General features: G+C 58.9%; 30 protein-coding genes and 1 tRNA gene. 13 read left to right on the top strand and 18 right to left on the bottom strand.

Annotated elements, in window-relative coordinates:
• Nucleotide 1 precedes the first annotated feature (1 nt).
• The 5 genes from AB8B29_RS07670 (at nt 2) to AB8B29_RS07650 (ending at nt 3,963) form a co-directional block, all read left to right on the top strand.
• Nucleotides 2-787 carry an ATP12 family chaperone protein gene (locus AB8B29_RS07670; RefSeq protein ID WP_037202304.1) on the top strand — a complete coding sequence of 262 codons (786 nt, stop codon included), beginning with the start codon at nt 2-4 and terminating at the stop codon, nt 785-787.
• 186 nt (nt 788-973) lie between these two features.
• Nucleotides 974-1,327, top strand: a complete 354-nt coding sequence (locus AB8B29_RS07665) for a hypothetical protein (protein ID WP_312865271.1) — start codon at nt 974-976, stop codon at nt 1,325-1,327.
• 63 nt (nt 1,328-1,390) lie between these two features.
• On the top strand, nt 1,391-2,923 hold the full coding sequence (locus AB8B29_RS07660) for an acyl-CoA carboxylase subunit beta (RefSeq protein ID WP_037202302.1): 1,533 nt from the start codon (nt 1,391-1,393) through the stop codon (nt 2,921-2,923).
• Between the two features lie 123 nt (nt 2,924-3,046).
• A complete protein-coding gene (locus AB8B29_RS07655) occupies nt 3,047-3,439 on the top strand; it encodes a DoxX family protein (RefSeq protein ID WP_037202299.1) in 393 nt (130 codons plus the stop codon).
• A 137-nt stretch (nt 3,440-3,576) separates the two neighbouring features.
• The gene (locus tag AB8B29_RS07650; RefSeq protein ID WP_047638205.1) at nt 3,577-3,963 is read left to right on the top strand and encodes a DoxX family protein; all 387 of its coding nucleotides are present in this window, start codon (nt 3,577-3,579) and stop codon (nt 3,961-3,963) included.
• 10 nt (nt 3,964-3,973) lie between these two features.
• On the opposite strand, the gene sugE is transcribed toward AB8B29_RS07650, so the two are convergent.
• The 6 genes from sugE to AB8B29_RS07620 all read right to left on the bottom strand — a co-directional run bounded on the left by sugE (nt 3,974) and on the right by AB8B29_RS07620 (nt 10,055).
• Complete coding sequence (sugE, locus tag AB8B29_RS07645; protein WP_037202294.1) at nt 3,974-4,288, bottom strand: quaternary ammonium compound efflux SMR transporter SugE; 315 nt, start codon at nt 4,286-4,288, stop codon at nt 3,974-3,976.
• 153 nt (nt 4,289-4,441) lie between these two features.
• Nucleotides 4,442-5,275 (bottom strand): S-formylglutathione hydrolase, encoded by an 834-nt coding sequence (fghA, locus tag AB8B29_RS07640; RefSeq protein ID WP_037202288.1) that lies wholly within the window; start codon nt 5,273-5,275, stop codon nt 4,442-4,444.
• Nucleotides 5,272-5,739, bottom strand: coding sequence for a YaiI/YqxD family protein (locus AB8B29_RS07635; protein WP_037202287.1), 468 nt, complete (start codon nt 5,737-5,739; stop codon nt 5,272-5,274). The genes fghA and AB8B29_RS07635 overlap by 4 nt, the downstream gene beginning before the upstream one ends.
• 71 nt (nt 5,740-5,810) lie before the next feature.
• A complete protein-coding gene (locus AB8B29_RS07630; RefSeq protein ID WP_037202286.1) occupies nt 5,811-6,938 on the bottom strand; it encodes an S-(hydroxymethyl)glutathione dehydrogenase/class III alcohol dehydrogenase in 1,128 nt (375 codons plus the stop codon).
• 90 nt (nt 6,939-7,028) lie between these two features.
• Nucleotides 7,029-9,038: an acetyl-CoA carboxylase biotin carboxylase subunit gene (locus AB8B29_RS07625; RefSeq protein WP_037202285.1), complete on the bottom strand. Its 2,010-nt coding sequence runs from the start codon at nt 9,036-9,038 to the stop codon at nt 7,029-7,031.
• Between the two features lie 81 nt (nt 9,039-9,119).
• Entirely contained in the window at nt 9,120-10,055 is a 936-nt protein-coding gene (locus AB8B29_RS07620; RefSeq protein WP_113118627.1) for a DMT family transporter, read from the bottom strand.
• Between the two features lie 193 nt (nt 10,056-10,248).
• On the opposite strand from AB8B29_RS07620, the gene AB8B29_RS07615 reads away from it, so the two are divergent.
• Nucleotides 10,249-10,671, top strand: a complete 423-nt coding sequence (locus tag AB8B29_RS07615) for a helix-turn-helix domain-containing protein (RefSeq protein ID WP_037202283.1) — start codon at nt 10,249-10,251, stop codon at nt 10,669-10,671.
• Here the strand turns inward: AB8B29_RS07615 and lipB are convergent.
• The gene (gene lipB / locus AB8B29_RS07610; protein ID WP_037202825.1) at nt 10,668-11,384 is read right to left on the bottom strand and encodes a lipoyl(octanoyl) transferase LipB; all 717 of its coding nucleotides are present in this window, start codon (nt 11,382-11,384) and stop codon (nt 10,668-10,670) included. The two genes, AB8B29_RS07615 and lipB, sit on opposite strands and share 4 nt — an antisense overlap.
• A 242-nt stretch (nt 11,385-11,626) precedes the next feature.
• Here lipB and AB8B29_RS07605 point away from each other — a divergent pair.
• Nucleotides 11,627-11,711: transfer RNA gene (locus tag AB8B29_RS07605), tRNA-Leu, on the top strand.
• 872 nt (nt 11,712-12,583) lie between these two features.
• On the opposite strand, the gene AB8B29_RS07600 is transcribed toward AB8B29_RS07605, so the two are convergent.
• From AB8B29_RS07600 to AB8B29_RS07585, 4 genes are all read right to left on the bottom strand, one after another.
• Nucleotides 12,584-12,790, bottom strand: a complete 207-nt coding sequence (locus AB8B29_RS07600) for a hypothetical protein (RefSeq protein WP_037202282.1) — start codon at nt 12,788-12,790, stop codon at nt 12,584-12,586.
• 61 nt (nt 12,791-12,851) lie between these two features.
• Entirely contained in the window at nt 12,852-13,091 is a 240-nt protein-coding gene (locus tag AB8B29_RS07595) for a hypothetical protein (RefSeq protein ID WP_037202280.1), read from the bottom strand.
• A 119-nt stretch (nt 13,092-13,210) separates the two neighbouring features.
• On the bottom strand, nt 13,211-13,483 hold the full coding sequence (locus tag AB8B29_RS07590; RefSeq protein ID WP_047638323.1) for a hypothetical protein: 273 nt from the start codon (nt 13,481-13,483) through the stop codon (nt 13,211-13,213).
• A gap of 481 nt (nt 13,484-13,964) precedes the next feature.
• Entirely contained in the window at nt 13,965-14,126 is a 162-nt protein-coding gene (locus tag AB8B29_RS07585) for a hypothetical protein (protein ID WP_156143714.1), read from the bottom strand.
• A gap of 656 nt (nt 14,127-14,782) precedes the next feature.
• On the opposite strand from AB8B29_RS07585, the gene AB8B29_RS07580 reads away from it, so the two are divergent.
• Complete coding sequence (locus AB8B29_RS07580; RefSeq protein ID WP_047638201.1) at nt 14,783-15,703, top strand: ornithine cyclodeaminase family protein; 921 nt, start codon at nt 14,783-14,785, stop codon at nt 15,701-15,703.
• Between the two features lie 238 nt (nt 15,704-15,941).
• Complete coding sequence (locus AB8B29_RS07575; RefSeq protein ID WP_037202275.1) at nt 15,942-16,481, top strand: hypothetical protein; 540 nt, start codon at nt 15,942-15,944, stop codon at nt 16,479-16,481.
• 64 nt (nt 16,482-16,545) lie between these two features.
• Here the strand turns inward: AB8B29_RS07575 and AB8B29_RS07570 are convergent, their stop codons facing one another.
• Nucleotides 16,546-17,040 carry a peptide deformylase gene (locus AB8B29_RS07570; RefSeq protein ID WP_439006346.1) on the bottom strand — a complete coding sequence of 165 codons (495 nt, stop codon included), beginning with the start codon at nt 17,038-17,040 and terminating at the stop codon, nt 16,546-16,548.
• A 194-nt stretch (nt 17,041-17,234) separates the two neighbouring features.
• Here AB8B29_RS07570 and mgtE point away from each other — a divergent pair, with 194 nt between their 5' ends.
• Entirely contained in the window at nt 17,235-18,632 is a 1,398-nt protein-coding gene (mgtE, locus tag AB8B29_RS07565; RefSeq protein WP_037202271.1) for a magnesium transporter, read from the top strand.
• A gap of 88 nt (nt 18,633-18,720) precedes the next feature.
• A complete protein-coding gene (locus tag AB8B29_RS07560) occupies nt 18,721-19,110 on the top strand; it encodes a MerR family transcriptional regulator (protein WP_037202268.1) in 390 nt (129 codons plus the stop codon).
• A gap of 26 nt (nt 19,111-19,136) precedes the next feature.
• Here the strand turns inward: AB8B29_RS07560 and AB8B29_RS07555 are convergent, their stop codons facing one another.
• From AB8B29_RS07555 to AB8B29_RS07545, 3 genes are all read right to left on the bottom strand, one after another.
• Entirely contained in the window at nt 19,137-19,610 is a 474-nt protein-coding gene (locus AB8B29_RS07555; RefSeq protein ID WP_047638199.1) for a methyltransferase family protein, read from the bottom strand.
• Nucleotides 19,611-19,622: 12 nt separating this feature from the next.
• Nucleotides 19,623-20,612, bottom strand: a complete 990-nt coding sequence (locus AB8B29_RS07550) for a DUF1624 domain-containing protein (protein ID WP_037202264.1) — start codon at nt 20,610-20,612, stop codon at nt 19,623-19,625.
• A gap of 62 nt (nt 20,613-20,674) precedes the next feature.
• The gene (locus tag AB8B29_RS07545) at nt 20,675-21,367 is read right to left on the bottom strand and encodes a DUF599 domain-containing protein (protein ID WP_037202261.1); all 693 of its coding nucleotides are present in this window, start codon (nt 21,365-21,367) and stop codon (nt 20,675-20,677) included.
• A gap of 199 nt (nt 21,368-21,566) precedes the next feature.
• Between AB8B29_RS07545 and AB8B29_RS07540 the strand changes: the two genes are divergently transcribed.
• Together AB8B29_RS07540 and AB8B29_RS07535 are read left to right on the top strand one after the other, a co-directional pair.
• The gene (locus AB8B29_RS07540; protein WP_047638198.1) at nt 21,567-22,976 is read left to right on the top strand and encodes an L-serine ammonia-lyase; all 1,410 of its coding nucleotides are present in this window, start codon (nt 21,567-21,569) and stop codon (nt 22,974-22,976) included.
• A gap of 56 nt (nt 22,977-23,032) precedes the next feature.
• Nucleotides 23,033-23,467 carry a DUF1489 family protein gene (locus AB8B29_RS07535; protein WP_037202257.1) on the top strand — a complete coding sequence of 145 codons (435 nt, stop codon included), beginning with the start codon at nt 23,033-23,035 and terminating at the stop codon, nt 23,465-23,467.
• 13 nt (nt 23,468-23,480) lie between these two features.
• On the opposite strand, the gene AB8B29_RS07530 is transcribed toward AB8B29_RS07535, so the two are convergent.
• The 3 genes from AB8B29_RS07530 to AB8B29_RS07520 all read right to left on the bottom strand — a co-directional run bounded on the left by AB8B29_RS07530 (nt 23,481) and on the right by AB8B29_RS07520 (nt 26,279).
• A complete protein-coding gene (locus tag AB8B29_RS07530; RefSeq protein ID WP_113118626.1) occupies nt 23,481-23,756 on the bottom strand; it encodes a hypothetical protein in 276 nt (91 codons plus the stop codon).
• 129 nt (nt 23,757-23,885) lie between these two features.
• Nucleotides 23,886-25,391, bottom strand: a complete 1,506-nt coding sequence (locus AB8B29_RS07525) for a serine hydrolase (RefSeq protein WP_113118625.1) — start codon at nt 25,389-25,391, stop codon at nt 23,886-23,888.
• 117 nt (nt 25,392-25,508) lie between these two features.
• A complete protein-coding gene (locus AB8B29_RS07520; protein ID WP_439006345.1) occupies nt 25,509-26,279 on the bottom strand; it encodes a hypothetical protein in 771 nt (256 codons plus the stop codon).
• Nucleotides 26,280-26,375 lie beyond the last annotated feature (96 nt).

Raw genomic sequence — 26,375 nt, 5'->3', positions numbered from 1 at the left:
CATGCGCGACCTGTTGAACGATCTTTCCGAGGGGCTGAGCCATCCCGATCCGATCCGCCGCGCGCAGATCCAGATGAAGAGACCCTTGCCGAAGCGCTTCTACAAGGACGTGACAATCAACCCGGGCAACGACGGTCACGCCATTGCGCTCGACGGCAAGGTGGTCAAGACGCCGGCGCGGCATTCTCTCGCCCTGCCGACGGAAGCGCTTGCCAAGCTGGTGGCGGCCGAATGGGCGAGACAAGTCGACGTCATCGATCCAGCAACAATGCCGGTCACCCGTCTGGTCAACAGCGCCATCGATGGTGTGGCGACCGAAAGCCAGGCTGTGTTCGACGAAATCGTGCGCTTTTCCGGCAGCGATCTCCTTTGCTATCGCGCCAATGAGCCGGAGCGGCTGGTCGCGCGGCAGTCGGAGCGCTGGAACCCGGTGATCGAGTGGGCGGCACGCGAGATCGGTGCTCGCTTCATTCTGGCCGAGGGCGTCATTCACCAGCAGCAGCCCCGCGAGGCCATTTCCGCCTTCGCCGCGGCATTGCGCAAATACGACACGCCCATGGAGCTTGCGAGCCTGCATACGATCACGAGCATGACCGGCTCCGCGATCCTGGCGCTCGCCTTTGCGGAGGGCTGGCTGCCGCTTGCCGACGTCTGGTCGTTGGCGCATCTCGATGAAGACTGGACGATCGAACATTGGGGCAGCGATGAGGAAGCCGAGCACCGCCGCGCGCAACGCTTCGAGGAATTTCAGGCGGCAACCGACGTTTTTTCTGCACTGCGCAGTTGAATATTGTTGATTTCCAGTCCTTTATAACAGCCTTCGTATCTTGCGGATTTGGAAGTCGGGGCAGGGATCATGTTGTTGTTGAGGCCGGGGGCCGTATTGGCGCTCGTGGGATGTTTGGCTCTGGCTGCGTGCTCGAGCTGGTCCGTTGATCCTCCTCCTCCAACCTATGACGTTCGCAGCGCGACTGTGGTGGCCGATCAGGCCTTGCCGCCGGTATCGCCGGCGCTGATTGCCGCCACCAATGATCGCGTGAACGCCTCGATCGCCGCAACGGCCCACAGCACGACGTTGCCGCAGGTCGCTATCACCATCCGATTGACCGATGTTCGCAAGGCGCGCGGCTTCAACCGAGATCGCAGCAGCGCCAAGGTCAACATCGACGCAGCGGCGTTGGACGGTGGCTCCGTGGTGGCCATGGCATCTTTTGAAATAAGAACGGTGGCTCCCGATCCTGCCACGGCCGATGAACTGATGGCGGAAGATATCGCTGCTCGCGTCCGCTCCATCTTTTCACTGACCATGCCACGGCTGGCGAACTGAGCCGGCAGCTTCAAACCGCGCTCGCGTCGTGCTAAGCCCGAGCAGCGAAGGAGAGAGGGCCTCATGAAGGAAATTCTGCAGGAACTGGAGCGTCGTCGTGAGGTCGCAAGGCTCGGCGGCGGTCAGGTGCGAATCGATGCGCAGCATGCGCGAGGCAAGCTCACGGCCCGCGAACGCATCGACATCTTCCTCGACGAGGGTTCCTTCGAGGAGTTCGACATGTTCGTCGAGCATCGCTCGACCGATTTCGGCATGGACAAGAGCAAGGTTGCCGGCGATGGCGTCGTGACCGGCTGGGGTACGGTCAACGGGCGCACCGTTTTCATTTTTGCCAAGGATTTCACCGTCTTCGGTGGGTCTCTTTCAGAAGCACATGCGGAAAAGATCACCAAAGTACAGGATATGGCGCTGAAGAACCGCGCGCCCATCATCGGCATCTATGACGCCGGCGGCGCCCGCATTCAGGAAGGCGTGGCCGCACTTGGTGGCTATGCCGAAGTGTTTCAGCGCAACGTGCTTGCATCCGGCGTCATCCCGCAGATTTCCGTCATCATGGGTCCCTGCGCCGGCGGCGATGTCTACTCGCCCGCCATGACCGATTTCATCTTCATGGTGCGCGATACATCCTACATGTTCGTCACCGGGCCGGATGTGGTGAAGACCGTCACAAACGAGACCGTCACCTCCGAACAGCTCGGCGGCGCCTCCGTGCACACGACGAAATCCTCGATTGCCGACGCCGCCTATGACAATGATGTCGATACGCTGCTGCAGGTGCGCCGCCTCGTCGATTTCCTGCCGCAATCGAATACTGCGGCTCTGCCGGAGATCGAGTGCTATCAATCCGTCACCGAGCCCGATACCTCGCTCGACACGCTGATCCCGGCCAATGCCAACAAGCCCTACGACATCAAGGAACTGATCCTCAAGGTGGCGGATGAGGGCGATTTCTTCGAGATACAGGAGAGCTTCGCCAAGAACATCGTCTGCGGCTTCGGGCGGATCGAGGGAGCCACGGTCGGCTTCGTCGCCAATCAGCCGATGGTGCTCGCCGGCGTGCTCGACAGCGATGCGTCGCGCAAGGCGGCGCGCTTCGTGCGCTTCTGCGATTGCTTCAATATCCCGATCGTCACCTTCGTCGATGTGCCCGGCTTCCTGCCAGGGACGGCGCAGGAATATGGCGGGTTGATCAAGCACGGCGCCAAACTGCTCTTCGCCTATGCCGAGGCGACGGTGCCGAAGCTCACCGTCATCACCCGCAAGGCCTTCGGCGGCGCCTATGACGTCATGGCCTCGAAGCATCTACGCGGCGATCTCAACTATGCATGGCCGACGGCGCAGATTGCCGTCATGGGCGCCAAGGGCGCCGTCGAGATCATCTTCCGCAAGGATATCGCTGATCCCCAGAAAATAGCGGCCCATACGAAGATGTATGAGGACCGTTTCCTGTCGCCCTTCGTCGCAGCCGAGCGTGGTTATATCGACGAAGTGATCATGCCGCGTTCCACCCGCCGCCGGTTGGCGCAGGGCTTGCGGATGCTGCGCAACAAGGACCTGACCAATCCCTGGAAGAAGCACGACAACATTCCACTGTGAGCATGTGACAGCAAGCCACGGATTCCACACGGAAAATTGATTGGACGTCAGAATCCGTGTTTTCACGTTCAGGGGCGGCCGCTCTAATGCTTGCTTCTGGGGGAGTTAAAACTGGAGTTTAAAATGGCGCTTTCCGATCGGCTGAATCAATATCAGCCCTATGCTCTTACTGTATTGCGTGTCGTCACCGGCGTGCTGTTCATCGAACATGGCCTACAGAAGTTTTTCGGCTTTCCGCCAGGTGGCCAATTCCCAAGCCCACTGCCGACCCTGCTTCTGGTTCAGGGTATCATCGAGATCGTCGGCGGCTTGGCAACAATCGTCGGTTTCTTTACCCGCCCCGTCGCATTCATCCTTTGCGGCAACATGGCGGTCGCCTATTTCATGGCGCATTATCCGAAGAATTTCTTCCCGGCCAACAATGGCGGCGACGCAGCTATTCTTTACTGCTTCGTCTTCCTGTTCCTGATCTTTGCCGGTCCCGGCCTTGTGGCCGTCGACAATCGCAAGAAGTAGTCAATGTCATCGCCGGGCTTGGCCGATCGCCAGGCCCGGCGAATAATTTTCTCTTTCGCGTGTTGATTCCGTTGTCAGCGGAAAGGGAGCCTTGTCGGCAAGATCTCTTCTGCATTCTATTTCGAACGGAGATCTTCATGTCGGTTTTCGAGCGCTTGTCGCCGTATCAGCCAACTGCACTGGCAGTCCTGCGGGTTATCACAGCCCTGTTGTTCGTCGAGCACGGCACCCAAAAGCTTTTCGGCTTTCCACCTGCACCCTTTACAATCACGACATTGTTCTTCGTGGCAGGTGCAATCGAGCTCGTAGGCGGCGTCCTCATCCTGTTTGGGCTGTTCACCCGCCCCATTGCCTTTCTCCTTAGCGGCGAAATGGCGATTGCCTATTTTATGGTGCATATGCAGATCGACTTCTTCCCGGCCAACAATCAGGGAGATGGCGCAGTGCTGTTCTGCTTCATCTTCCTGTTTCTGGTGTTTGCCGGTCCCGGGGATTGGGCGCTGGACAATCGCCAGCGCCGGTGACCGTACCTTGTCAGGTGGCGAGCTTGAGGCCGGCAATGCCTGTGACGATCAGGGCGATGCAGGCCACGCGGACGAGGGTTGCGGGATCGCCGAGCAGCCATATGCCTAACAATACGGTGCCGACCGTGCCGATGCCGGTCCAAACAGCATAGGCCGTGCCCATCGGCAGGGTCTTTACCGCAAGGCCGAGCAGCACAATGCTGATGATCATGGATATGATGGTGAAAGCAGTCGGCATCGGCCGTGTAAAGCCGTCGGTATACTTCAGGCCGACTGCCCAGCCGATTTCAAACAAGCCTGCAAGAAAAAGCAGGAACCAAGCCATGTTACGCTCCTTTATTCAGAGCGAGGCCGTCCCCGCGGATGTTACAGCCGATGAAAGAATATCGGCCGCCGCAGCCGTCTGCGCGGGTTACCATATGCCTCTGCCAAAAGAGCTTTTCAAGCTATTGAGCGCATAGCTGCCATGCCACCCGTTTCATGCCAGCCGTTCGGCGTGCCATCTCAGGTGATCATCCATGAAGCTGGAGATGAAGTAGTAGGAGTGGTCATAGCGCTCGTGCATGCGTAGCGTCAGGCCGATGCCGGTGCCTTTGACAGCCTCTTCGAACAGCCAGGGACGCAGGCCGTTTTCAAGGAAGCTGTCGGCCTTGCCCTGATCGATCAGGAACTCCGGGAAGCGGGCGCCGTCCTCGACGAGGGAGCACGCGTCGTATTGTCTCCAGGCCGATTTGTCGGCGCCGAGATATTTGTCGAAGGCCGGAGCCGACCAATCGGCCGTCGAAGGCTGGACGATGGGCGCGAAGGCGGAGCAGCTCCTGAAGCGGTCTGGATTCTTGAGCGCGATGGTCATTGCGCCATGACCACCCATGGAATGGCCGAAAATGCCCTGTTTGCTCATGTCGACGCGGAACTGCTTGGCGATGAGGTGAGGCAATTCCTCCATGACGTAGCTATACATCCGGTAGTTCTCGGCCCAGGGCATCTCGGTGGCGTCGAGATAGAAGCCGGCGCCTTTGCCCATCTGCCAGTTGGTCAGTTCATCCGGCACGTCATTGCCGCGCGGGCTGGTGTCCGGGCAGACGACAATCAGGCCGAGCTCGGCAGCCATGCGGCGATACTCACCTTTCTCCATGACATTGGCGTGGGTGCAGGTAAGGCCGGAGAGATACCAGACGACAGGGCGGGGTTCCTTGATTGCCTGCGGCGGCACGAAGACTGCGAACGTCATCTCGCATTTGCAGGCCTCCGATTCGTGCGAGAAGACGCCCTGCATGCCGCCGAAGGCGGTGTTCTGGGAAATGATGTTCAAGACTGGTCTCCAGGCGATGATTGATGTGCTTTTGCACGCCGGCACAGCCGGTCGAAGGTTTCGAGGAAGGTCGAGCGGTCGCGCGGCGAAAAGGCGGCGTTGTATCCTTTGCTCTCGCCGGTCTCACGAAGATGCGCGCCGAGATCACGCATGGCGGTTGCCATGCCGATATTGGCGACGTCGAACACCCGGCCGGTCGGCCCGGTCACCAGCGCGCCGGTGGCGACGCAACGCCCGGCGAGCGGCACATCGGCCGTGACGACGATATCGCCGGGACCGGCATGCTCGGCGATCCAGTTGTCGGCGGCATCGAAAGCATTGGAGACGATGACGTTCCGCACCATCGGATCCCGCGACGGGCGCAATCCGGAATTAGCGACAAGCGTCACTTCGATGCCGTGACGTTCGGCAACTTTCAAAATTTCCGGTTTGACCGGACAGGCATCGGCATCGACATAAATCATAGGATACTTCAATAATTCAAATAGCATGCGGTGATTAACTCATCCACCGCATGCAACTCCGTTGGCGGCTACTAGTAAACCACCACGCCGCGGATGCTTTCGCCGGAATGCATCAGCTCAAAGCCCTTGTTGATATCTTCGAGCGGCATTGTGTGGGTGATCATCGGATCGATCTGGATCTTGCCTTCCATGTACCAGTCGACGATCTTCGGCACATCGGTGCGGCCACGCGCGCCCCCGAAGGCGGTACCCATCCAATTGCGACCGGTGACCAGCTGGAATGGACGGGTGGAGATTTCCTGGCCGGCGCCGGCGACGCCGATGATAACGGACTTGCCCCAGCCGCGGTGCGAGGCTTCCAACGCCTGACGCATGACCTTGGTGTTGCCCGTGCAGTCGAACGTATAGTCGGCACCGCCGATCAGGTCGCCGTTGCGCTTCGTCAGGTTGACGAGGTAGGGCACGATGTCGTCACCTACCTCCTTCGGGTTGACGAAATGCGTCATACCGAACTTTTCGCCCCAGGCCTTGCGATCATTGTTGATATCGACGCCGATGATGATGTCGGCGCCGGCAAGGCGCAGGCCTTGAAGCACGTTGAGACCGATACCGCCGAGACCGAAGACGATAGCGGTCGAGCCGATTTCGACCTTGGCGGTGTTGATGACCGCGCCGATGCCTGTGGTGACGCCGCAGCCGATGTAGCAGATCTTATCAAAGGGTGCGTCGGGATTGACCTTGGCAAGCGCGATCTCCGGCAGGACGGTGAAGTTGGCGAAGGTCGAGCAGCCCATGTAGTGATGGATCTTGTCCTTGCCGATCGAGAAGCGCGATGTGCCATCGGGCATCAGGCCCTGTCCCTGGGTGGCGCGGATCGAGGTGCAGAGGTTGGTCTTTCGCGACAGGCAGGAATAGCATTCGCGGCACTCCGGCGTGTAAAGCGGAATGACGTGATCGCCCTTCTTCACCGAGGTGACGCCCGGGCCGACGTCGACGACGATGCCGGCGCCCTCGTGGCCGAGGATGGCGGGAAACAGGCCCTCGGGATCGGCGCCCGACAGCGTGAAATCGTCGGTGTGGCAGATGCCTGTCGCCTTCACCTCGATCAGCACTTCGCCCGCCTTCGGCCCTTCGAGCTGAACCGTCATCACCTCGAGCGGCTTGCCGGCTTGAACTGCTACTGCAGCACGTACATCCATCGTTTCATCCCTTCCTGCAATGTTTTGGTTCGCGCGGACATTGGCATGGGCGCGCGGGACGGCTCAAGCGAAATTAATGCCGTATTTTGATCAGGCAAATTCCATGATGACGGCATCGACGGCGAGGCTTTCACCGGGCTTGGCGTTGATCTTGCCGACGATCAGGTCACGTTCGGCGCGCAGAACGTTCTCCATCTTCATCGCCTCGACAATGGCGAGAGTCTCGCCGGCCTTGACTTCCTGGCCCTCGGCGACGGCAATGGCGACGACAAGACCGGGCATTGGGCAAAGGAGCAGCTTCGACGTGTCGGGCGGCAATTTTACCGGCATCAGCTTATCGAGCTCCGCCTGGCGAGGCGTGAAGATCTTGACCCTGACGGACATGCCTTGCCAATCGATGCGCAAGCCGTTCAGCATGGGGCGGATCTGGGCAGTGATCCTATGTTTGGCGACTGTGCCAACCCATACGGCGTCGCCCGGACGCCAATCGGTCGCGACCGTCACGGTCTCTCCCCCTATCTGCATGTCCATCTCGAATGGAATGGTCACCACGCCATCCAGCAGCCCCACGGAGAGGTAATCGGCGCCGAGCTTGACCACCCAATTCTCCCGCAGCGGTCCCGCCGTGGGGCGCAGCCTGTCGGCATAGCGTTCGCGACGGTTGGATTCGACCAGGCTGCAGGAGAGGGCGATTGCGGCAAGCAGGGCAGCCTGGCTCTCGTCCGGCGCCATCGGAGCAAAACCGTGCGGATATTCCTCGGCGATGAAGCCGGTGGAAAGACGCCCCTCGCGCCAGCGCGGATGCTTCATCAGCGCCGACAAAAACGGCATGTTGTGTTCGATGCCGTCAACGACGAAACCGTCCAGCGCCTCGCCCATGGCCTCGATCGCCTCCAGCCTAGTTGGAGCCCAGGTGCAGAGCTTGGCGATCATCGGATCGTAATACATGGAAATTTCGGCGCCTTCGAAGACGCCGGTGTCGTTGCGGACGACGGATTTGCCGCGCTTGCCTTCGCGCGGCGGATGGTAGTGCGTCAGACGGCCGATCGAAGGCAGGAAATTGCGGTAGGGATCCTCGGCATAGAGGCGACTTTCGACTGCCCAGCCGTTCAGCTTGATGTCTTCCTGCTTGAAAGGCAGCTTTCCGCCGGCGGCGACACGGATCATCTGTTCGACAAGATCGACGCCGGTCACGAGCTCCGTTACGGGATGTTCGACCTGCAGGCGGGTGTTCATTTCGAGAAAATAGAAATTTCTGTCGCGGTCGACGATGAACTCGACCGTGCCGGCGCTCTGATAATCCACGGCCCTGGCGAGCGCAACCGACTGCTCGCCCATGGCCTTTCGTGTTGCTTCATCGAGAAAAGGCGAGGGTGCTTCCTCGACCACCTTCTGATTCCGGCGCTGGATCGAACATTCGCGCTCGCCGAGATAGACGACATTGCCGTGGCCATCGGCCAGCACCTGGATTTCGATGTGGCGTGGGTCGACAACGAATTTCTCGATGAAGACGCGATCGTCGCCAAAGGAGCTTTTCGCTTCCGAACGGGCACGATCGAAGCCGTCGCGCACCTCATCCTTGCTCCAGGCGATGCGCATGCCCTTGCCGCCACCGCCGGCGGATGCCTTGATCATCACGGGATAGCCGATTTCGCCGGCAATCTTTTCGGCATGATCGGCATCATCGATGATGCCGAGATGTCCAGGGACGGTGGAGACCTTGGCGGCATTGGCGAATTTCTTCGATTCGATCTTGTCGCCCATGGCTTCGATCGCCTTCGGCTTCGGGCCGATGAAGACGATGCCCTCTTTTTCCAGCGCCGAGCAGAAGGACGCACGCTCGGAGAGAAAGCCGTAGCCTGGATGAACCGCTTCCGCTCCAGTCTCCTTGCAGGCTGCTATGATCTTTTCAGCAACGAGATAGCTTTCCGCGGCCGGAGCAGGGCCGATATGGACGGCCTCGTCGGCCATCTCGACATGCAGGGCATCCCGATCGGCATCGGAATAGACGGCAACCGTCAGGATGCCCATCCGGCGCGCCGTCTTGATCACGCGGCAAGCGATCTCGCCGCGGTTGGCGATCAGGATTTTCTTGAACATGCGAACTCCGCCCAATACGTCTGCTGTGTCAGTGTTTTAGCCATAAATTGCGCCGTCGGTCCATGTGCAAGATGCGCGTGCTCAAGCGGATTTAGCCGATCGCGACTGCACGCGCTCCCGCCAGATGATGAACAGGCCGGAACCGACGATGATCGCGATGCCGATCCATTTGGAAAGATTGGGAAAATCGCCGAAGATCGCATAGCCGAGGATGGTGGCCGAGATAATCTCAAAATATTGGAAGGGCGCCAGCAGCGACAACGGCGCCAGCCGGAAGGCTCTGACGACGAGCATGTGCGCGTAGCCTGAAATCGAGCCGAGAATCAGCAGGAGCACGAGACCGAGCCCGGAGACGGGCAGGGAAGGCTCGAAATCCGCAATACCGGCCGACGAGCCCGCCAGCAGAGCGAATGTCATGAACAGCGTGCCGCCGACACCGGCCATGATCTGCATCGTCAATGGCGAATCCGCTTCGCCGACCGCGCGATTCATGAACAGATAGAGCGCAAAGAGGAAGGCGCAGGCCACAGGCAGCAGCGCCTTCAATCCGAAAATCTCGAAACTCGGCTGGATGACGATCATCGCGCCGCCGAAACCGACGACGATCGCCAGCCAGCGCCGCCAGCCGACCCTATCGCCGAGGAACAGGGCCGAAAGCGCCGCGAGCATGAACGGCTCGACGAAATAGATCGCAAAGACATCGGCAAGCGGCATGTATTTTATGGCTGCGAAGAAGAGCAGGCTTGCAGCTCCATGCAGAGCGCCCCGCAAGAGGTTCAGCCAGGGCCGCTTGGCTGAGAAAGCCGCCCGGCCGGAAACGGTCACAAGCAGCGGCAGCATGCAGACGATCTGGAAGAAGAAGCGGTAGAACGTCACCTGGCCGGGCGACATGCCTTCGAAACTCGCCATGTATTTGGCGATCGCGTCCATCGTCGGCAATATGATCATGGCACTCGCCATGATCGTCATGCCTTGAAGCGGGTTCTGCTGGGTGGGGGCGGCTGAAGCGACGGACATGGGCTGCCATCAAACACAGGAACGGCATGCAATCAAGAAGCGATCCGATGCGCCGTAAAGGTCAAACTTTGCCAATTGGGACAGATCATGGTGGCGAGATGACGCCCTTAGACCTATCTCAGCCTTCGGAACCGGCTAAAACATAAGCGCGCCGCAGAATTTCGCCGGCGCGGCCAGGAAAGGGATCGCACCGATGTTCAAGACAGAACAAGAGACGACCATTTTTTCGGATGAGGGCGACGATACCCTGGGCGGGCGGCTCTCCATGGCCCGCGACGCCGCCGGCATCAGCTTGGAAACGCTGGCAAGCCAGCTTGGCGTCAGCGAAGAAACGATGCTTGCCTGGGAATCGGACCGCTCCGAACCCAAGGCGTCCGCTTTGGTCAAGATGTCGGTTCTCTTCGGCGTTTCTCCCGCATGGCTGATGACGGGGGCAGGCGACGGCCCCGGCGAGGATAGTGACGAACGCGCGCTGGAAGCCGTCAGGAACGAGCTTTCCCGTTTGCGGACGGCCCATGAGGAAATCGGCCGGCTGATCGAGACAACCACTCGCCAGATCGAACGGCTCGACCATCAGATCAGGCTGCGCAACGTCAGCAAGGACATTGCGCATTAAGAGTCGTTGACGGTCTCGCCGAATACCTGCTCGAAAGCCTCGCGCAGACGGATATCCACGTCCGCCATCATGACCGGCAGGCCGAGATCGACCAGGCTCGTAACGCCGTAGGCGGAGATCCCGCAGGGCACGATGCCGGAGAAATGGCCAAGATCGGGATCGACGTTGAGCGAAAGGCCATGAAACGTCACCCATTTGCGCACGCGAATGCCAAGGGCGGCAATCTTGTCCTCGGCCATGGTGCCATCCGGCAGCACCGGCCTCTCCGGGCGCCTCACCCAGACGCCGACGCGATCCTCGCGCCGCTCGCCACGAACATTCATCGATTCGAGGGTGCGGATGATGACTTCCTCGAGAGAGGCGACAAAGGCGCGGATATCCTGCCGCCGACACTTCAGGTCCAGCATGACATAGGCCACGCGCTGGCCGGGCCCGTGATAGGTGTATTCACCGCCACGTCCCGTGGCAAAAACCGGAAAACGATCCGGCTCGATGAGATCGGCGGCATTGGCGCTGGTGCCCGCCGTATAGAGTGGCGGATGCTCCACCAACCAGACGAGTTCCGGTGCACGCCCATCGGCTATCGCGGCGACTTCCGCTTCCATGGTCGCCACCGCTTCGTCATAGGGCACCAGGCCATCGGCGATACGCCAGCGTACGGGCGAGGTGCCTTCTACGGGAAACATTTGATGTGAGAGTTCAGTGCGAAGCATGAGCCAGTCCTTTGCGCCCATCCGGCAGACCGCTCATGTGGAAATCCGGCGCGCCGACGGGTTGTCCACATATGGAGGTATTCAGGCGGAAATTCAAACATCTACGGCGATTGCCAGGTAATTCCGAAGCCGCAATCCGAGGAGCTGTGAAGGAATTTAAAAAAACTGACACATCGCTCTTGTGCCCCCCGGATGCTTTTGCTACATGCAGCCGCGCCGGAGCAATCCGGCCCTACCACGATGCGGTCGTGGCGGAATTGGTAGACGCGCAGCGTTGAGGTCGCTGTGGGGCAACCCGTGGAAGTTCGAGTCTTCTCGACCGCACCAAAGACAACGACGCTGTCGTTGTTCTTCATTCGAAGTGTCCCATCCGAAAAACGCTTGGGACACCTCGACCTCTTCCAGCGCTTCTTGCGCAAGAGTTCGGCCTCAACTTTCCCAGTATAGATTTTGTTAGTTTTGGCTGCACCTGAACTCGGCGAGTTCTTTGCGCACGCTCCGGGCGGATGGCTGGCCTATGCCGGCATCCCGGCACAACATTTGAACCGTGAGCAGTGTGTTCGCAGCGAAGACTGTCGTTGTCGTGGTTTTTGTCGTCTGCGCGCTTGAACTAGCTCGCGCGCTGCGGTCGCGTTGGTCGATCACGCTCAATTCGGAGAGCTTTGAGAAGTGCAGCCCTCTCCATCCGCACTCGGATGTTGCCGGAGCTGATGTCGGCGAACACAGTTCCGGTCTTTTCGCTGATTGGGCATTTGAATCGTCTGCGAACTGGTCGATGTCTGATCATTGTCGTCATCCCTGATTGATTTTTGGAGAACCTGACCGGCGCAAAGTATCCGGTGTCGCCGACTTACTACTTCAGTATCGAGAGGCCGGAGAACAGAGCAACAAGCCCAGCTGTGAGAACTGACGTTTCAATCAGGAAAACAGTGCATTGCCGGCGATTGAGTGTGAAATAAAATTGTTTCACGGAAATGCTCCTTTTTATGATTATTTTCTAAGCCTCCGCAGTGTATCATAGATCTATTGGAATTATTTATTATTTTCTGATTTATGCCGAACTGGCATATTTATTGCTGGCGGCATTTTGCGGCCAAGGCCAAAAAACAGTTAAAACAGAGCGGCCTTATTTCATGTGAACTCAATCAGTTAAGCGTGTGCCGATCCGTTCGAGGCCGCTCCGCCATCGTTCTGGTCCGTCAGCTTTGATCCAAGCTTGGCGACCAGCCGCGCGTCATGCCCCTGCTCATTGCGGCGGACGCGAGTGAAAGCTGGTGGCGAAGGTGCTGGATGCGTTCCACGAGGTCGCCGATCGCGGCCCGCGCGTCGCCATCATGGGCGGCAAGGATCGCTTCGATCGGATCGAAATCTGATTCCTCAGGAGCCAGAGGGGATTCGGCACTCATCGACGCACATCTCCGTTCCGTCGCAGAACGGCGGTTCGCATTACCACATTGTCAGTCAATTTCAGGCGGCGTTGAGATCCGCGATTTCACCATGCTGGATCAGCAGGCGAGGGGACGTCATGTCGCCGGTCTCATCGTCAACCATGACCGCGTAGGCAGCCACGCCGACAAAGCGTGACGACATCGCCGTCGCGATCTTTTCGGCACTCATCGCATTCGAGGCCTGACGCATCTCAGCCGGAACAAGATTTCCGCGGTTCTTTTTGTACGGCAGGACAATGAATTTCTCGGCGATCGCCATGATGTTTTCCTTGATTTGTTCTCAAAATGTTCTCATTCCGAGTCGGAGTCAAGGACCAATGAAAAACTCAATCCTTCTGGCGCGGCCACAGAAGTCGTCTTCGAGGCGTGGCAGCGATTCTAGTGCTCAGGCGGCTTGTCGTTTGATCGCAGCTTTTGCCCATCCAGATAGCCGTGTTCAAAGGCCTTGGCGAGTTTGCTTCCCTCCGGATAAGGATTCTTCTCGCTCTCTTCCTCCCGTTTGCCTGCCTCCGCCCCACGCTCATAGGCTTCCTTTTCGCTATCGTCCGAAGCTTTCAAATCAAGTGGTTGATTCGGCAGAGGCTGTATCGGGTTAGGCAGTCCGAGTTCCGGAGCCAGGATTGGGGGTGTGGTCGACGTGGGCGTGTTCATGGCTGTATCCTCCTGACGTTGTAACGCGATGCGCAGTCGGGAGTTCCAGCAGGCCATAGGGAAGGTATCTCGACACGCCGAGTTAGCCTGCCCCCTGAGATCAATGAAGGAATTGAACTACCATCAGCGCTACAGTGATTGCGCCTGCACATACCGTCAAAGCGGTCAAAATCGAAGTCGACATCATCTCGCTCCTCGAACATCTTTGCCTCGAACCACAAAGTGAGAGGCTGCTTACATGACCAAAAGCAAGATGTCGCGTGACAAGGGGCGTGACATGGTAGGCATGCGCCGATAGCGCGTGTTTAGTCTTCTCTGCTCTGATGGCTTTTGAATGATTTGCACGCGCCACCGCCCAGCCTGCGGTTCGGCTCTGGGCGCGAAAACAATTCAGGCCAGCTAAATGGCAGGAAGTGTGACCGGTGATCAAGAAATATCCGGTCTAATTCCGGAGCCTGCCGTCAACGACCGGCGGTCGTTTTCACGAGGACGGCGCTTGCGGGTCTTCAACTCGAATCCGTCCAGGCTCAACCGGAAGGTCGCGCTTCAATCCCGCCAGACGATCCATCTCATCTTCCACTTTAAGAAGATCGTGTAACTTCTGGTCGGTGAGAATATTGTCTCGATCGTCATGCGAGGTCATGCGATTGCTCCTTGACCTCTGCAGGCGAGAGCGCGTGTCGCTCTCAGCCGCTGGTGTCCCGCGGGTTCGGTAACCAGCGATGACCATACCCTACGCATCCTTAGGGCGAATGGCTAGTCATTTTGTAATAGTTGCCATTTTTCGCGGCGCCTTTGTCTTGCGGCCGGGTAGCTGTGCCTTAACGAGAAGGGGCGGCCTAGCTAAGCCGCCCCCTGGTTTTTACTTGCAAACCCGGATGGTCTTGACGATCCACTTTCCATGCACCTTCACCTTGTGATGATCGGTATGGCAAATGGGCTTGTGATGATGGCGAGGAGCCGCGGACGCCTGTCCCGATACAATGATTAATGAATGATTGCCATTGATCAGGCGCACTTATCATTTGTGCTCGCAAAGAAAATGCCCTGGAAGGGAGAGCATCCAGGGCAAGAGAGGGGAACTGCATTAGAGAGGTTAGGGCGGCGCGTCCGTACTTCAAGTCTTGGGTTCATTGCACGATCTCGTGAACGTCAAATGCCCGCTACTCTGCAGCAATTGCTATCAGAAAGCGGATTCCGGTGCAGGATTTCTATCGGGCATGGATTTTCTTAAGTGGGTCCATTGACCCGAAGTACGGTTGAGGTTGCACAATGCCTTAGCAGTTCGGAGGTCAAACCGTGATGAAAATACTCAGGGATGATGATTTGGTTGGGAGCGAACTTATGGGCGTTGCAATCAATGCCTTGGATGCCGCTTTCCTTGCCAGAGCTCGGGACCAGATGATATCCCCGCCCAGGCATCATGTCTCGTTTTCGAACCGAGGCGATTTGGTGTTTACAGTCGGCGGAATGTTGGGTGAGAAGCCACTTGCGGGCTTCCGGGTTTATGAAACGTTCGACGGTGTGGAGCATTCACAGATCGTCGCTGTGTGGTCTGCGGAAGACGCGAAGCTAAAAGGAATTGTCTTGGGCGAGCGCCTGGGCAACATACGAACGGGTGCAATTGGCGGCGTCGCGATCCGGCATCTCAGCTCGCCTGATGCCAAAATTGTTGGGATTCTCGGAAGTGGTGCTCAGGCGCGAACTCAACTGGCTGCAGCGACCACCGTCCGGCAAATCACATCGGCACGCGTCTATAGCAGAGACGAGAAAAACCGTACTACCTTTGCCCAGGAGATGGAGCGGGAGCTCGGTATTGAGGTGAGGCCTGTTGGGAGCGTCCTAGACGCTGCGCGTGATGCTGACATCGTTATCTGCGCCACGACGAGCAGCACGCCAATAATACGTGCTTCGGATTTGAAGCCCGGTGTGCACGTCAATACCGTCGGGCCTAAAACGCAAAGAGAATACGAACTGGGCCTCGATATTGCGGACATTGCAGATGTGATAGCGACCGACTCCCCCGAGCAGACACGCGCCTACGCTTCTCCCTTCTTTCTCGCTGGCTCCGGCAACGAACATCGGATGGCTGATCTAGCTGACATCATTGCCAAACGGGAGATCGGTCGAAGATCGTCTCAAGACACAACATTGTTTTGCTCGGTCGGATTGGCAGGAACTGAAGTCGTGGTCGCGTCCGCAATAATCGATCTGTTGTGAGCCGTCGAACCCGTGCGCGGATATGTTTCGCCGCGAATCAGACGACGACATGAATTCCCATCAACAGTTGAGAGCGAGGCCAAGCCGCTCTTCCCGATGGCTGTTTTCGTACAGTTTGCGTTCATCTTCGTCCGCATATGGTGTCATCCGTCGCCTCCTAATCGCGTGTCGATTGACAATCGATGGGGACGATACGATTAATAATTTCGACATTCGTCATAGAGCGGAGGAAATGCCAATGACTAGTCGTGCCATCCTGTTGATGTCTCTAGCATCTCTCACAGTCGTAGGCTCGATCGGCCTCGCTTCGTCAGCTTCTGCGCTAACCATGAAAGAGTGCAGCGCCAAGTATCAGGCAGCCAAGACCGCTGGTACCTTGAACGGCCAGAAGTGGAACGACTTCCGTGCCACTCAGTGCAGTGCGGACGCCAGCGCCACAACGACGACCGCGCCGGCAACGACCGCACCTGCTGCGACGACGCCGCCGAAGACCACGAAGACGACGACCGCTGCGGCCAAGGTCGACGCCAATGAGCCTGACGCCACCAAGCCGCCGGCCAAAGAGCCGGCAAAGCCGACGATGGCTGCCCCGGCCGGCGTCAGCTTCCCGGCAAGCGTTGATCCGAAGTATGCAAGCGAAACCCCCGGCAAGGGCCGTTTCCATACCTGCGTCGACGCATACAATGCCAACAAGGCCAAGAATTCGCTCGGCGGCCTGAAGTGGATCGAGAAGGGCGGCGGCTACTACAGCCTCTGCAACTCCAAGCTCAAGGGCTGATTTCCGGATTGACCGGACGATCGAGCGGGCGCCTTCGTGGCGCCCGTTTCATTTTTAAGCGCTTTCAGCTCCGCATCTTCTCCCATTTCTTTACCAGGCGATCACGCTTGAGTTTTGAAAGCCGCTGGAGCCAGAATATGCCGTCGAGCTGGTCGATCTCATGCTGGATGCAGATGGCCAGAAAATCTTCGGCCGCTGCTTCGTGCGCCGTACCGTCGATATCCTGATAATGAAAACGAATGGCCTTCGGCCTGGTGATCTCTTCGGTCATTCCAGGCATGGAGACACTGCCTTCCACATGCCGCATGGTCTCCTCCGATGACCAGAGGATCTCCGGATTGATGAAGGTGCGGACACTATCCTCGCGGCTGAGCTCGATCACGACAACGCGCGTGAGCACGCCGATGTGCGGACCGGTGATACCGACGCCGGGCGCGGCGCGCATCGTGTCCAAAAGATCGACCGTGAACATGCGTAGGTTATCGTCGAAGACCGTGACCGGCGGGCAGGCGGTTCGAAGCAAGGGATCGGGAAAACGGATGATGGGACGAACCGGCAAAGCGCTCTCTACTGACTGGACGAAATGTTGATTGGCTTAGAATAGGGGCGAGGAAGAGATGATGCCATCGTCTTCGACGATCAAAGACGAAATATCAGCAATTCCGCCTATCCGATTGTTGACAATGAGTTTTTTCCCTTCACTCTGAGGGACGAAATGCGGAGCGATCACGAATTGCAAGGTGGGGGCGGCTCATGACGATGACCGATGAAGACGGGATCAGCGACGCCGATATTTACGACGAACATGGCGCGGTACGCTCGGATTTTCTGACTGAGATCAGCGATGCGATCGATCGCAGCGATCGTTCCGTCATCGAGCGGCATGTCGTCAGGCTGCATGAATCCGAACTCGGCGACCTTCTGGAAGCGTTGCCACCGCCCGAGCGCCTGACCCTTGTCCGATTGCTCGGCGACGAATTCGACATGACGGCGCTGACGCAGGTGGATGAGGCGATCCGCATGGAGATCGTCGATCAGATGCCGAACGACCAGATCGCCGCTGGTATCGGCGAGCTGGATTCGGACGACGCCGTCTACATTCTGGAAGACCTCGATCAGGAAGACCGCGACGAGATCCTGTCGCAACTGCCTTTCACGGAACGCGTTCGCCTGCGACGCGCTTTGGAATACCCGGAGCAGTCTGCGGGCCGTCGCATGCAGACGGAGTTCATCGCCGTGCCGCCGTTCTGGACGGTAGGGCAGACGATCGACTACATGCGGGAAGGCGAGCAACTACCGGAAACCTTCACACAGGTCTTCGTCATCGATCCGAGCTTCAAACTGCTCGGCAGCATCGATCTCGATCGCATTCTGCGAGCGCAGCTTGAGGCCAAGGTCGAGAGCATCATGCGCGAGACATCGCATCCGATCCCGGCTGAGATGGACCAGGAGGAGGCGGCTCAGATCTTTGAGCAATATGACCTGCTGTCGGCCGCCGTCGTCGATGAGAACCAGCGCCTTGTCGGGGTACTGACGATCGATGATGTGGTCGACGTCATTCAGGAAGAGGCCGACGAGGATATCAAGCACCTCGGCGGTGTCGGTGACGAAGAGCTGTCCGATAATGTCATCTCCACGGTGCGGTCGCGCTTCGTCTGGCTGGCCGTCAATCTGATGACGGCCATATTGGCTTCCAGCATTATTGATGTTTTCGACGGCGCGATCGAGAAGATGGTGGCACTTGCCGTACTCATGCCGATCGTTGCCTCGATGGGCGGCAATGCCGGCACTCAGACCATGACCGTCACGGTGAGGGCGCTCGCCACTGGCGACCTCGATATCTACAACGCCTTCCGCGTCGTGCGCAGGGAAGCGAGCGTCGGCCTTTTCAATGGCATATTGTTCGCTGTCATCATGGGAGCGATCGCGGTGCTATGGTTTCATGATTTCCAGCTCGGGATAGTCATCGGCGTGGCGATGATCATCAATCTTGTCGCGGCCGCGCTCGGCGGCATTTTGCTGCCTTTGCTATTGCATCGATTCGGAGCTGATCCGGCGATCGCATCATCCGCCTTCGTGACCACCGTTACGGATTGCACCGGATATCTGGCATTTCTCGGCCTTGCGACATGGTGGTTTGCGCTTCGCTAGGTGGAAATGCCAAAATCGCCCTCCTGGACGAAAATTGACTATTACGTAAAAGTCAATATTATGGTCGCTGGCAGATAGGGGCGGATTCTTGGTAGACGGATATTATAGCATAACGGAGCTCACTCGGGAATTCGGGGTTTCCACCCGGACGTTGCGGTTCTACGAGGACGAGGGCCTCATCCACCCCGAACGCAGGGGCCGCACGCGGCTGTTCCGCGCAGCCGACCGGCGTCTGATCATGGAAATTCTGCGCGGCCGCCGTATCGGCTTCACCATCGCCGAAATCCGGGAGATCATCCAGGTCTACAAGGAACCACCGGGCGAGATCGGTCAGCTGAAGCTGCTGATGAAGCGCGTCGACGAGAAGCGCGACGAACTGCGCCAGAAGCGCAAGGATATCGACGATACGCTAACCGAGCTCGACAATGTCGAAGAGGCCTGTCTTGGTCGCCTGGCCGATATCGGTGTGGGGACCTGATTGCGCCGGAATCGGCAATTCTCAGATCAAAGCCACCGGCGCGTATGCTTGCAGTAGAATTCAAACTCACAGCCGAAGCGCGAAAGGAGATGCATTTCCTCGCAGCGGATGACCAGAAGTGTCATCAGCGCCGCTGCGACAGCCGCCATTGTCACGAACCAGAGATTGCCGATCAGCAGGCCAAGCCCGGCCGTCAGCAGTGTATAGCCGAGATAGGTCGGATTGCGGGTGAAGCGAAATGGCCCCGTCGTCACCAGATGCCGGCTGCAGCGCTGCGTGAGCACGGTTGTTTTCCTCTCCATCAGCGTCTTGACGGCCCAGACGTTCAGCGTCACCGCAAAAGTGGTCAGGGCAGCGCCTATGCACCATGCGAGAAATGCCCAGGCAAAAGGCAAGGGTAGAGGATAATCCCGATAAAGATACAGCGCCGAAATGACGGCAAGACTATAGAGTAGCGGCGGCCACGGAAAACTCAGCGACTTCGAACGATAGGCATTCATCGAATAACCCTGTCATTGCGCTTCTTCCGTGCATTGTATCGCGATTCGGCTTACACGTTCATCGCTATCTGCCTTGATTGCCCCGGATTCCAGGGGTTTGAAGAGATTTTGCGCCTGCAACTTGTCGAGCGTGCATTGGCAGAAGCTGCGGCACATGGCTTCGGTGCCGGATCGCGTGCAGGACGCCACGCATTGCCCGATATAGCCGACCGCCGGATCCTGCTGCGGAGCCGGGGCGACCAGCGACAGAAGATAGACAAGACCGAACAGCAACGGCTGGTGAACGAGATAGAAGATCAGGCTGTGACGGCCGGCGCGGGCAATCAGATTGCGGCCCGGGCCGAATGTCGCCAGCCGCTCTAGCCAGCCGAAGGACATTGCCACCTGCGCGACGCCGAGACCGAACAGAAATGGCGTCAACCAGGGGAAGAGCGGCACGTAGTCGTTCGATTGCTGGGGGCTCTCCGATAGGCCGACCCACCAGAGCCATGGCGTATCGAATGCGGCGGAATGCAGCCCAAAGGGGGCAATGACGTTATCGACGACAATGCCGGCCGCCAGCAAAGCGGCGATCAGCAGAGTTGCGAAGGCCGGCAGCCGCAGGAACAGCAAGCCTATCAGGCTGGCGGCGGCAATCGAATGAAGGATCCCAAAGTAGATCCATCCCGCACCGATAAACCAAAAGGTCACGATGGAGATCGCCGCGGCGGCGGCCACGATCATGCCGAGGCGCCGCCAGTAGGAGCGCCAGCGAATCCTGGGCGTATTGGCGAGCACGAGGCTGAACCCAGCCAGAAACAGGAAGGTGCTGGCGATTGCGCGGGCGTAAAATTTCAGCCATCCGGTTTCTGCCGTACCGCCGTCGAGATAGCCGAAAAACTCGAAATCCCAGGTGCAATGATAGCTTGCCATCGCCAGAAGAGCGACGCCACGCGCCGTATCCAGAATGCCGATGCGGGGCGTTTTTACGGGTGCATCAGCGCTCTCGGCGATAGCGACCATTGGCGGGTCCTTCCAGGCATGAACTCAAATCGTGGACGCCGGTTCGAACGGACGCGGCCTTGTCATGGCACATCGCTGTCCATGATGGCCAGACGGGCGTCGGAAAAAAACTGTCGGCGGATCAGCACGATGATGATGAACATCGTCGTGACCATAAAGACATAGGGGCTGAGGAACCAGCCGAGATAACCGATCGACAGGAAGATGGCTCTCAGTCCAGCGTTGAAACTGCGCGCAGCAATGATGTTCATGCGGACGACGCGCTCGGCGGCATGTTCGGCGCGCACGGGATCGAGAATGGCGTCCTCTCTCATCGGCAGGGAACCGAAGAGAATGGTGCAGTAATTGAACAGGCGATAAGCCCAGCCGAATTTGAAGAAGGCATAGCCGAACAGGCAGGCCAGTCCCGCCACCTTGATCTCGAAGGCGGTGCGGCCACCATTGAGAATGAAAGGCAGATCTGAGAAAAACGCGTTGACCTTGTCGGTGGCGCCGAGCAGGGCGAAGCAGCTGCCGATGGCGAAGATCGAGGTGGAGGCGAAAAAACCGGTGCCGTTCTGCAGGCCGGACAGGATTTGCGTATCGATCATCTTCAGGTCGCGGCGCAGCGAATTGTAGATCCACTCGCGCCGGCGTTCGTTCATCGCCAACGTCAGGCTGGTGCGATTGAAGAAGCGGGCGCTGCCGGTGATCCAGTTCAACGCAACCCAGAGAAAAATGAACAGGGCGAGGGCGACATAGTCGGCAGTCGTCATAAAGGCAGATTCTCCAGATCAATCCGATGTCGACTGTAGCTCAGCTCTGGCCGGGCGCAATGGCCTTCTGTTTGCACCGCTCGATGCCTATATGTAATGTCGCTGCCATGAAATCCGATGTCGGTCGATCGCCGTGCAAGGTTGCCCCGATAGCGTAGCCTTGACCATAATCGATTTGCCGAGGAGGCACCAAAGGTCCATGTTTCTTTCCGTTTTCGACGTCTTCAAGATCGGTGTGGGACCGTCCAGCTCGCACACGATGGGGCCGATGTCCGCCGCGAATCGCTTCCTGGACCTGCTGCTGTCGAACGAGTGGCCGCGCCCGTCGTCGAACGTGCATGTCGCCTCGATCAAGGTCAGCCTGCACGGCTCGCTTGCCCATACCGGCATCGGCCACGGCACGGGCAGGGCCGTCATTCTCGGCCTGATGGGACAGCGGCCCGACAACGTCGATCCCGACCATATGGATACCATTATAGATGAGGTCGAACGCAGCGGACGCATCACGCCACCAGGCCATCCGGCCTACCAGTTCCAGCCCAAGACCGATCTCATCTTCGACAAGAAGGTGCCGCTGCCGGGCCATGCCAACGGCATGAGCTTTTCCGCCCTCGACAAGGATGATCGCCTGCTCGTCAAACGCATCTACTATTCCGTCGGCGGCGGCTTCGTCGTCACCGATACGGAGCTGGAACAGATGCGCGCCGACAAGAAGAAGCCGGCCGCGGCCGGCGAGCGCATCCCATTTCCCTTCGCCACCGCCAAGCAGATGCTCGAAATGGCCGAGCGCTCGGGTCTTTCGATCGCACAGATGAAGCGCGCCAACGAAGAAACGCGCATGAGCAGCGATGATCTCGATGCCGGGCTCGACCGCATCTGGGCCGCGATGAGCAGCTGTATCGATCGCGGCTTGAAGGTCGAAGGCATCATGCCGGGTGGCTTGAAGGTACGCCGCCGGGCTCGCGCCATCCATGACAAGCTGCAGGAGGAATGGCGCAGCAACCGCATCAATCCGCTGCTCGCCAACGACTGGCTGAGCGTCTATGCCATGGCCGTCAACGAAGAGAATGCAGCCGGCGGCCGCGTCGTCACCGCGCCGACCAACGGCGCCGCCGGCGTCATCCCGGCGACGATCCGCTATTACCAGCACTTCCACGAGGATTGGGACCGCGACGGTATCCATAACTACCTCCTGACGGCTGCCGCCGTTGGCGGCATCATCAAGCACAATGCCTCGATCTCCGGCGCCGAGGTCGGCTGTCAGGGCGAGGTGGGTTCGGCGGCCGCGATGGCGGCTGCGGGACTTGCCGCCGTCATGGGTGCCACGCCCGAGCAGATCGAAAATGCCGCGGAAATCGCTCTGGAGCATCATCTCGGCATGACCTGCGATCCCGTCGCCGGCCTCGTCCAAGTGCCCTGCATCGAGCGCAACGCGCTTGGCGCCGTCAAGGCAGTCACCGCCGCCTCGCTTGCTCTCAAAGGCGACGGCCAGCATTTCGTGCCGCTCGACGCTTGCATCGAAACCATGCGCCAGACCGGCCACGACATGAGCGAGAAGTACAAGGAGACCTCGACCGGCGGCCTTGCCGTGAATGTCGTGGAATGCTGAGTGGACGCTTGATCTAAAAGCTTGACGCTGCCGGTCAAAAGGATTTCAACGGCGTTATGGCTTTGCATCTCATCAAATTATGCGTGGGCGCGGATTCGCTCGAGGATCTGCGCGAATGGGTTTCCGAGCGGGCGATGAATGCCATTGCTGCCGGGCTGGAGCCGCACACCACGCATACCACGCGCATGGTACCGAAGCGCATCGACGACCTGCTGGATGGAGGCTCGCTTTACTGGGTGATCAAGGGGCAGGTGCAGGCGCGACAGAAGCTGCTCGGCATCGAGACCTTCACTGACGCCGAAGGCATACAGCGTTGCCGGCTTATCCTTGACCCAAGCGTCATTGAAACGACCGGTCAGCCGCGTCGGCCCTTCCAGGGCTGGCGCTATCTGCCGCAGGAGGATGTGCCGCGCGATCTCGATAGTCTCGGCGGTGTCGCTGAGCTGCCCGCCGACCTGCGGCGGGAACTTTCCGAGCTCGGTTTGTTGTAGGTATGGCGGCTGCTCAACGCAGCCGCATCAGGACCGGTGATCGACCGCTCGGCGCGGTGATGTGGATGTGAATATGTGCCCCCGGCTGCGAATAGCGCCAGGCGCGCGCGCCGTGGCAAAGCAGGATGCCGATCAGGTCTTTCGTCTTGTTGCGTGAACGCGAGCGGCTGAGACCCAGGTCCGCCAAACGCATCGCCGCCTCATGCAACGGATGAAGAGCAAAGCTCTTCGGTTTCATCTTGCCCGCGCCATCGAGCGAGAAACCGGGAAAGTTCTCGTTCACTGCCATTTCAAGTCCCCGTACACGTTACAAACTCAGGGCCGGCCCCATGGACATCCGGGACCGGAAGGTCAGGCATCATCAAGAGAAACCCGACCGATCTTCAAGCAATGCGGCATGAAAACTCAGGCCGCACCTCTATTCCATACTCGCCCAGCACTTTACGCCAGCCCGCTTGAGAGCCTTGCAGGCGTTGATTGCCGAGCTCTGATCATCGAAACCACCGAAGCGCGCGCGATAGCCGCCGTCGAAGGCGACCGTATAGGGCTTCGCCGAGCGCAATGCCTTGCCGCCCTTGCTTCTGGCTGCATCGAGGAGATCGCTTGCACCATCCTTGCTGGAAGAAACGCCGATCTGCACAACCCAGCCGGTCGGGTCACGCTCAGCCTTGCTTGCCTTTGCTACCTTCTCGGCTTTTTCCGCCTTGTCAGCCCGTTGCAGCTTGACGATCTTCGTATCGGCCTTGGACGTCGACGCAGTCGTGACGGTATCGACCTCGTCCTCATCGCCGTCATCTGAAGGCGTAATGGAAGCAACCTCGTCGGAGGCAGCGCGTTGGGCCGGCTTGGCCGCGAGCAATGGATTGGCGGATTTGGGCGCTATCGCCGCAAAAGCTGCCGCGCTGGATGGCTGTTGAGTATCGACGACTTCCGCGGTCTCATCGTTCTTGATCTTTGCGCGGTTGATGTCCGCCATGCGGGCGCTTGCGGCCTGAACATTCGGCGTCGTCGCCGGCGTCTGCGCGATGACATTCGAAGCAATGTGCCTTGTCGATGCCTGCGGCAGATATTCCGCGATCAGCTTGCGCATCTGATTGTCGCGGGCCGGCGTCGAAGCGCCGCCCAAGACGACGCCGACGATGGAGCGTCCGTCCACTTTCACCGAAGTCGCGAGGTTGTAGCCTGCGGCACGCGTATAGCCCGTCTTGATGCCATCGACACCGCGAACCGAGCCGATCAGATGATTATGACCGGGTATGACGCGATTGCCGAACCGAAAGCTCGTCTCGGAAAAGAAGCCGTAATACTGCGGGAAATGTTCGCGCAGGGCAATGCCAAGGCGCGCCTGATCGCGTGCCGTCGTCATCTGCGCCGTGTTCGGCAGGCCGTTGGGATTGCGATAGGTCGTGCGTGTCATGCCGAGCGCACGCGCCTTGTCGTTCATCATGCGGGCAAAGCCTTCCTCCGAGCCACCAAGCATCTCGCCGAGCGCCATTGCGGCGTCATTGGCTGATTTGGTGACGATGCCGAGGATCGCATCGCGAACGGTCACCGACCGGCCGGCGCCAACGCCGAGCTTCGTCGGAGCCTGAGCGGCAGCGTTCCTGGAAAAGACGACCGGCGTGTCCAGAGTGATCCGTCCCGCTTCCAGCGCCTCAAAGGTCAGGTAGACCGTCATCATCTTGGTCAGCGAGGCGGGGTAGTGAAGCGTATCAGCATTTTCGCTGTAGAGAATATTGCCAGTATTCGCATCGATAACGATGCCCGCATATCTCGGGCCACCGGCTGCATTGGCATCCACGGTCACGGTGACCGTTGCTGTCGCGATCGCAAATCCAAGGAACATTCTCGCCAGAATCTTACCGGACTGAGACGACGATGCGGGAAGGTTTGATCTGGACACTAAATCACTCTCTGCTTGCATTTACATTCTCGATTATCCGGTCGCCGCCTCCAGAAACGCCCGTTGCGTTCTAGACTAAGGGCCTAGCGTTACCAATCGGTTTATGATGAACAGTTGGTTTCAGGTTTTCGCGCCATTTTAGCGACCGCCCACAGATGGAGTTCCGGCGCCCGCGACATCCTCAAGACGCGCCTTCACGAAGCTTTGGACGGCAGTATCCATGCTGTGCCAGTCCCCAAGCTGGTTACTTGAAAAACGGTAGAGAACGCTCAGATCCTTGCCGACTTTCACGTCCCTCTGACAATCGCCACTGGTTGCCAGGGCAGGCGAAGCGGGCAGGATGCAGCGCACGACATAATCAGGCTCGCCCGCACGTGGCGCTGTCAGGAGCACTTCGTCGTTATAGCCTGCGTCGGCACGCAGTCGATGCGCCGCCAGACCGTAGGGGCCGGCATAGGCCACGCCTTCGATCAGGTGCGAATAGATCGGCTCCAGGCGACCCGACATGTCCCGCGACATCGTGCTCTGGCTAAGCTGCAGGAAAATCAGCGAGGATGACTGGGAAATGTCGTCGAAGCGCAGCCGATCGGCGGCGCTATATCCCTGCATCTGCGGCCATGTGAGGTAAAGATCGACGCGTTCGGCTGCTCCGTCTACTCGCTCGCTCGGGAAACGGATGGTGTTGGCTGCGAGGTGCAGCGTGTCCTCGCCGATCGTTACCGCAATGGCCTCGGTCTTGGTCGTATGGCCGGCCAGCGAGATTTTCTCGCCGAGCCAATGACCGCCGACGGATATGGCGACAGTGAGGGCGGCCAGGAGGGCAGCGCCTAATGTAAGCCTATAGACGAGACCGCTCGAGATCAGCGGCCGTTCGTCAACCACAGAGGTGTGTGACAGGGGAGAAGCCATGCTCTTGCCTTCATTTGCTTCCGCCTCGGTAGCCATCGTCGATGGCAAAACCGCTGCGGCACCAGACCTTTGATGAGTCTTGTCAGGAAAATGTTT

This window comes from Rhizobium sp. 11_C7_N12_5 (genome assembly GCF_051811145.1).
Taxonomy (GTDB): Bacteria; Pseudomonadota; Alphaproteobacteria; order Rhizobiales; family Rhizobiaceae; genus Rhizobium; species Rhizobium lusitanum.
The sequence above is the reverse complement of the archived record's forward strand: the minus strand, read 5'-3'. Positions and strand labels throughout refer to the sequence as shown.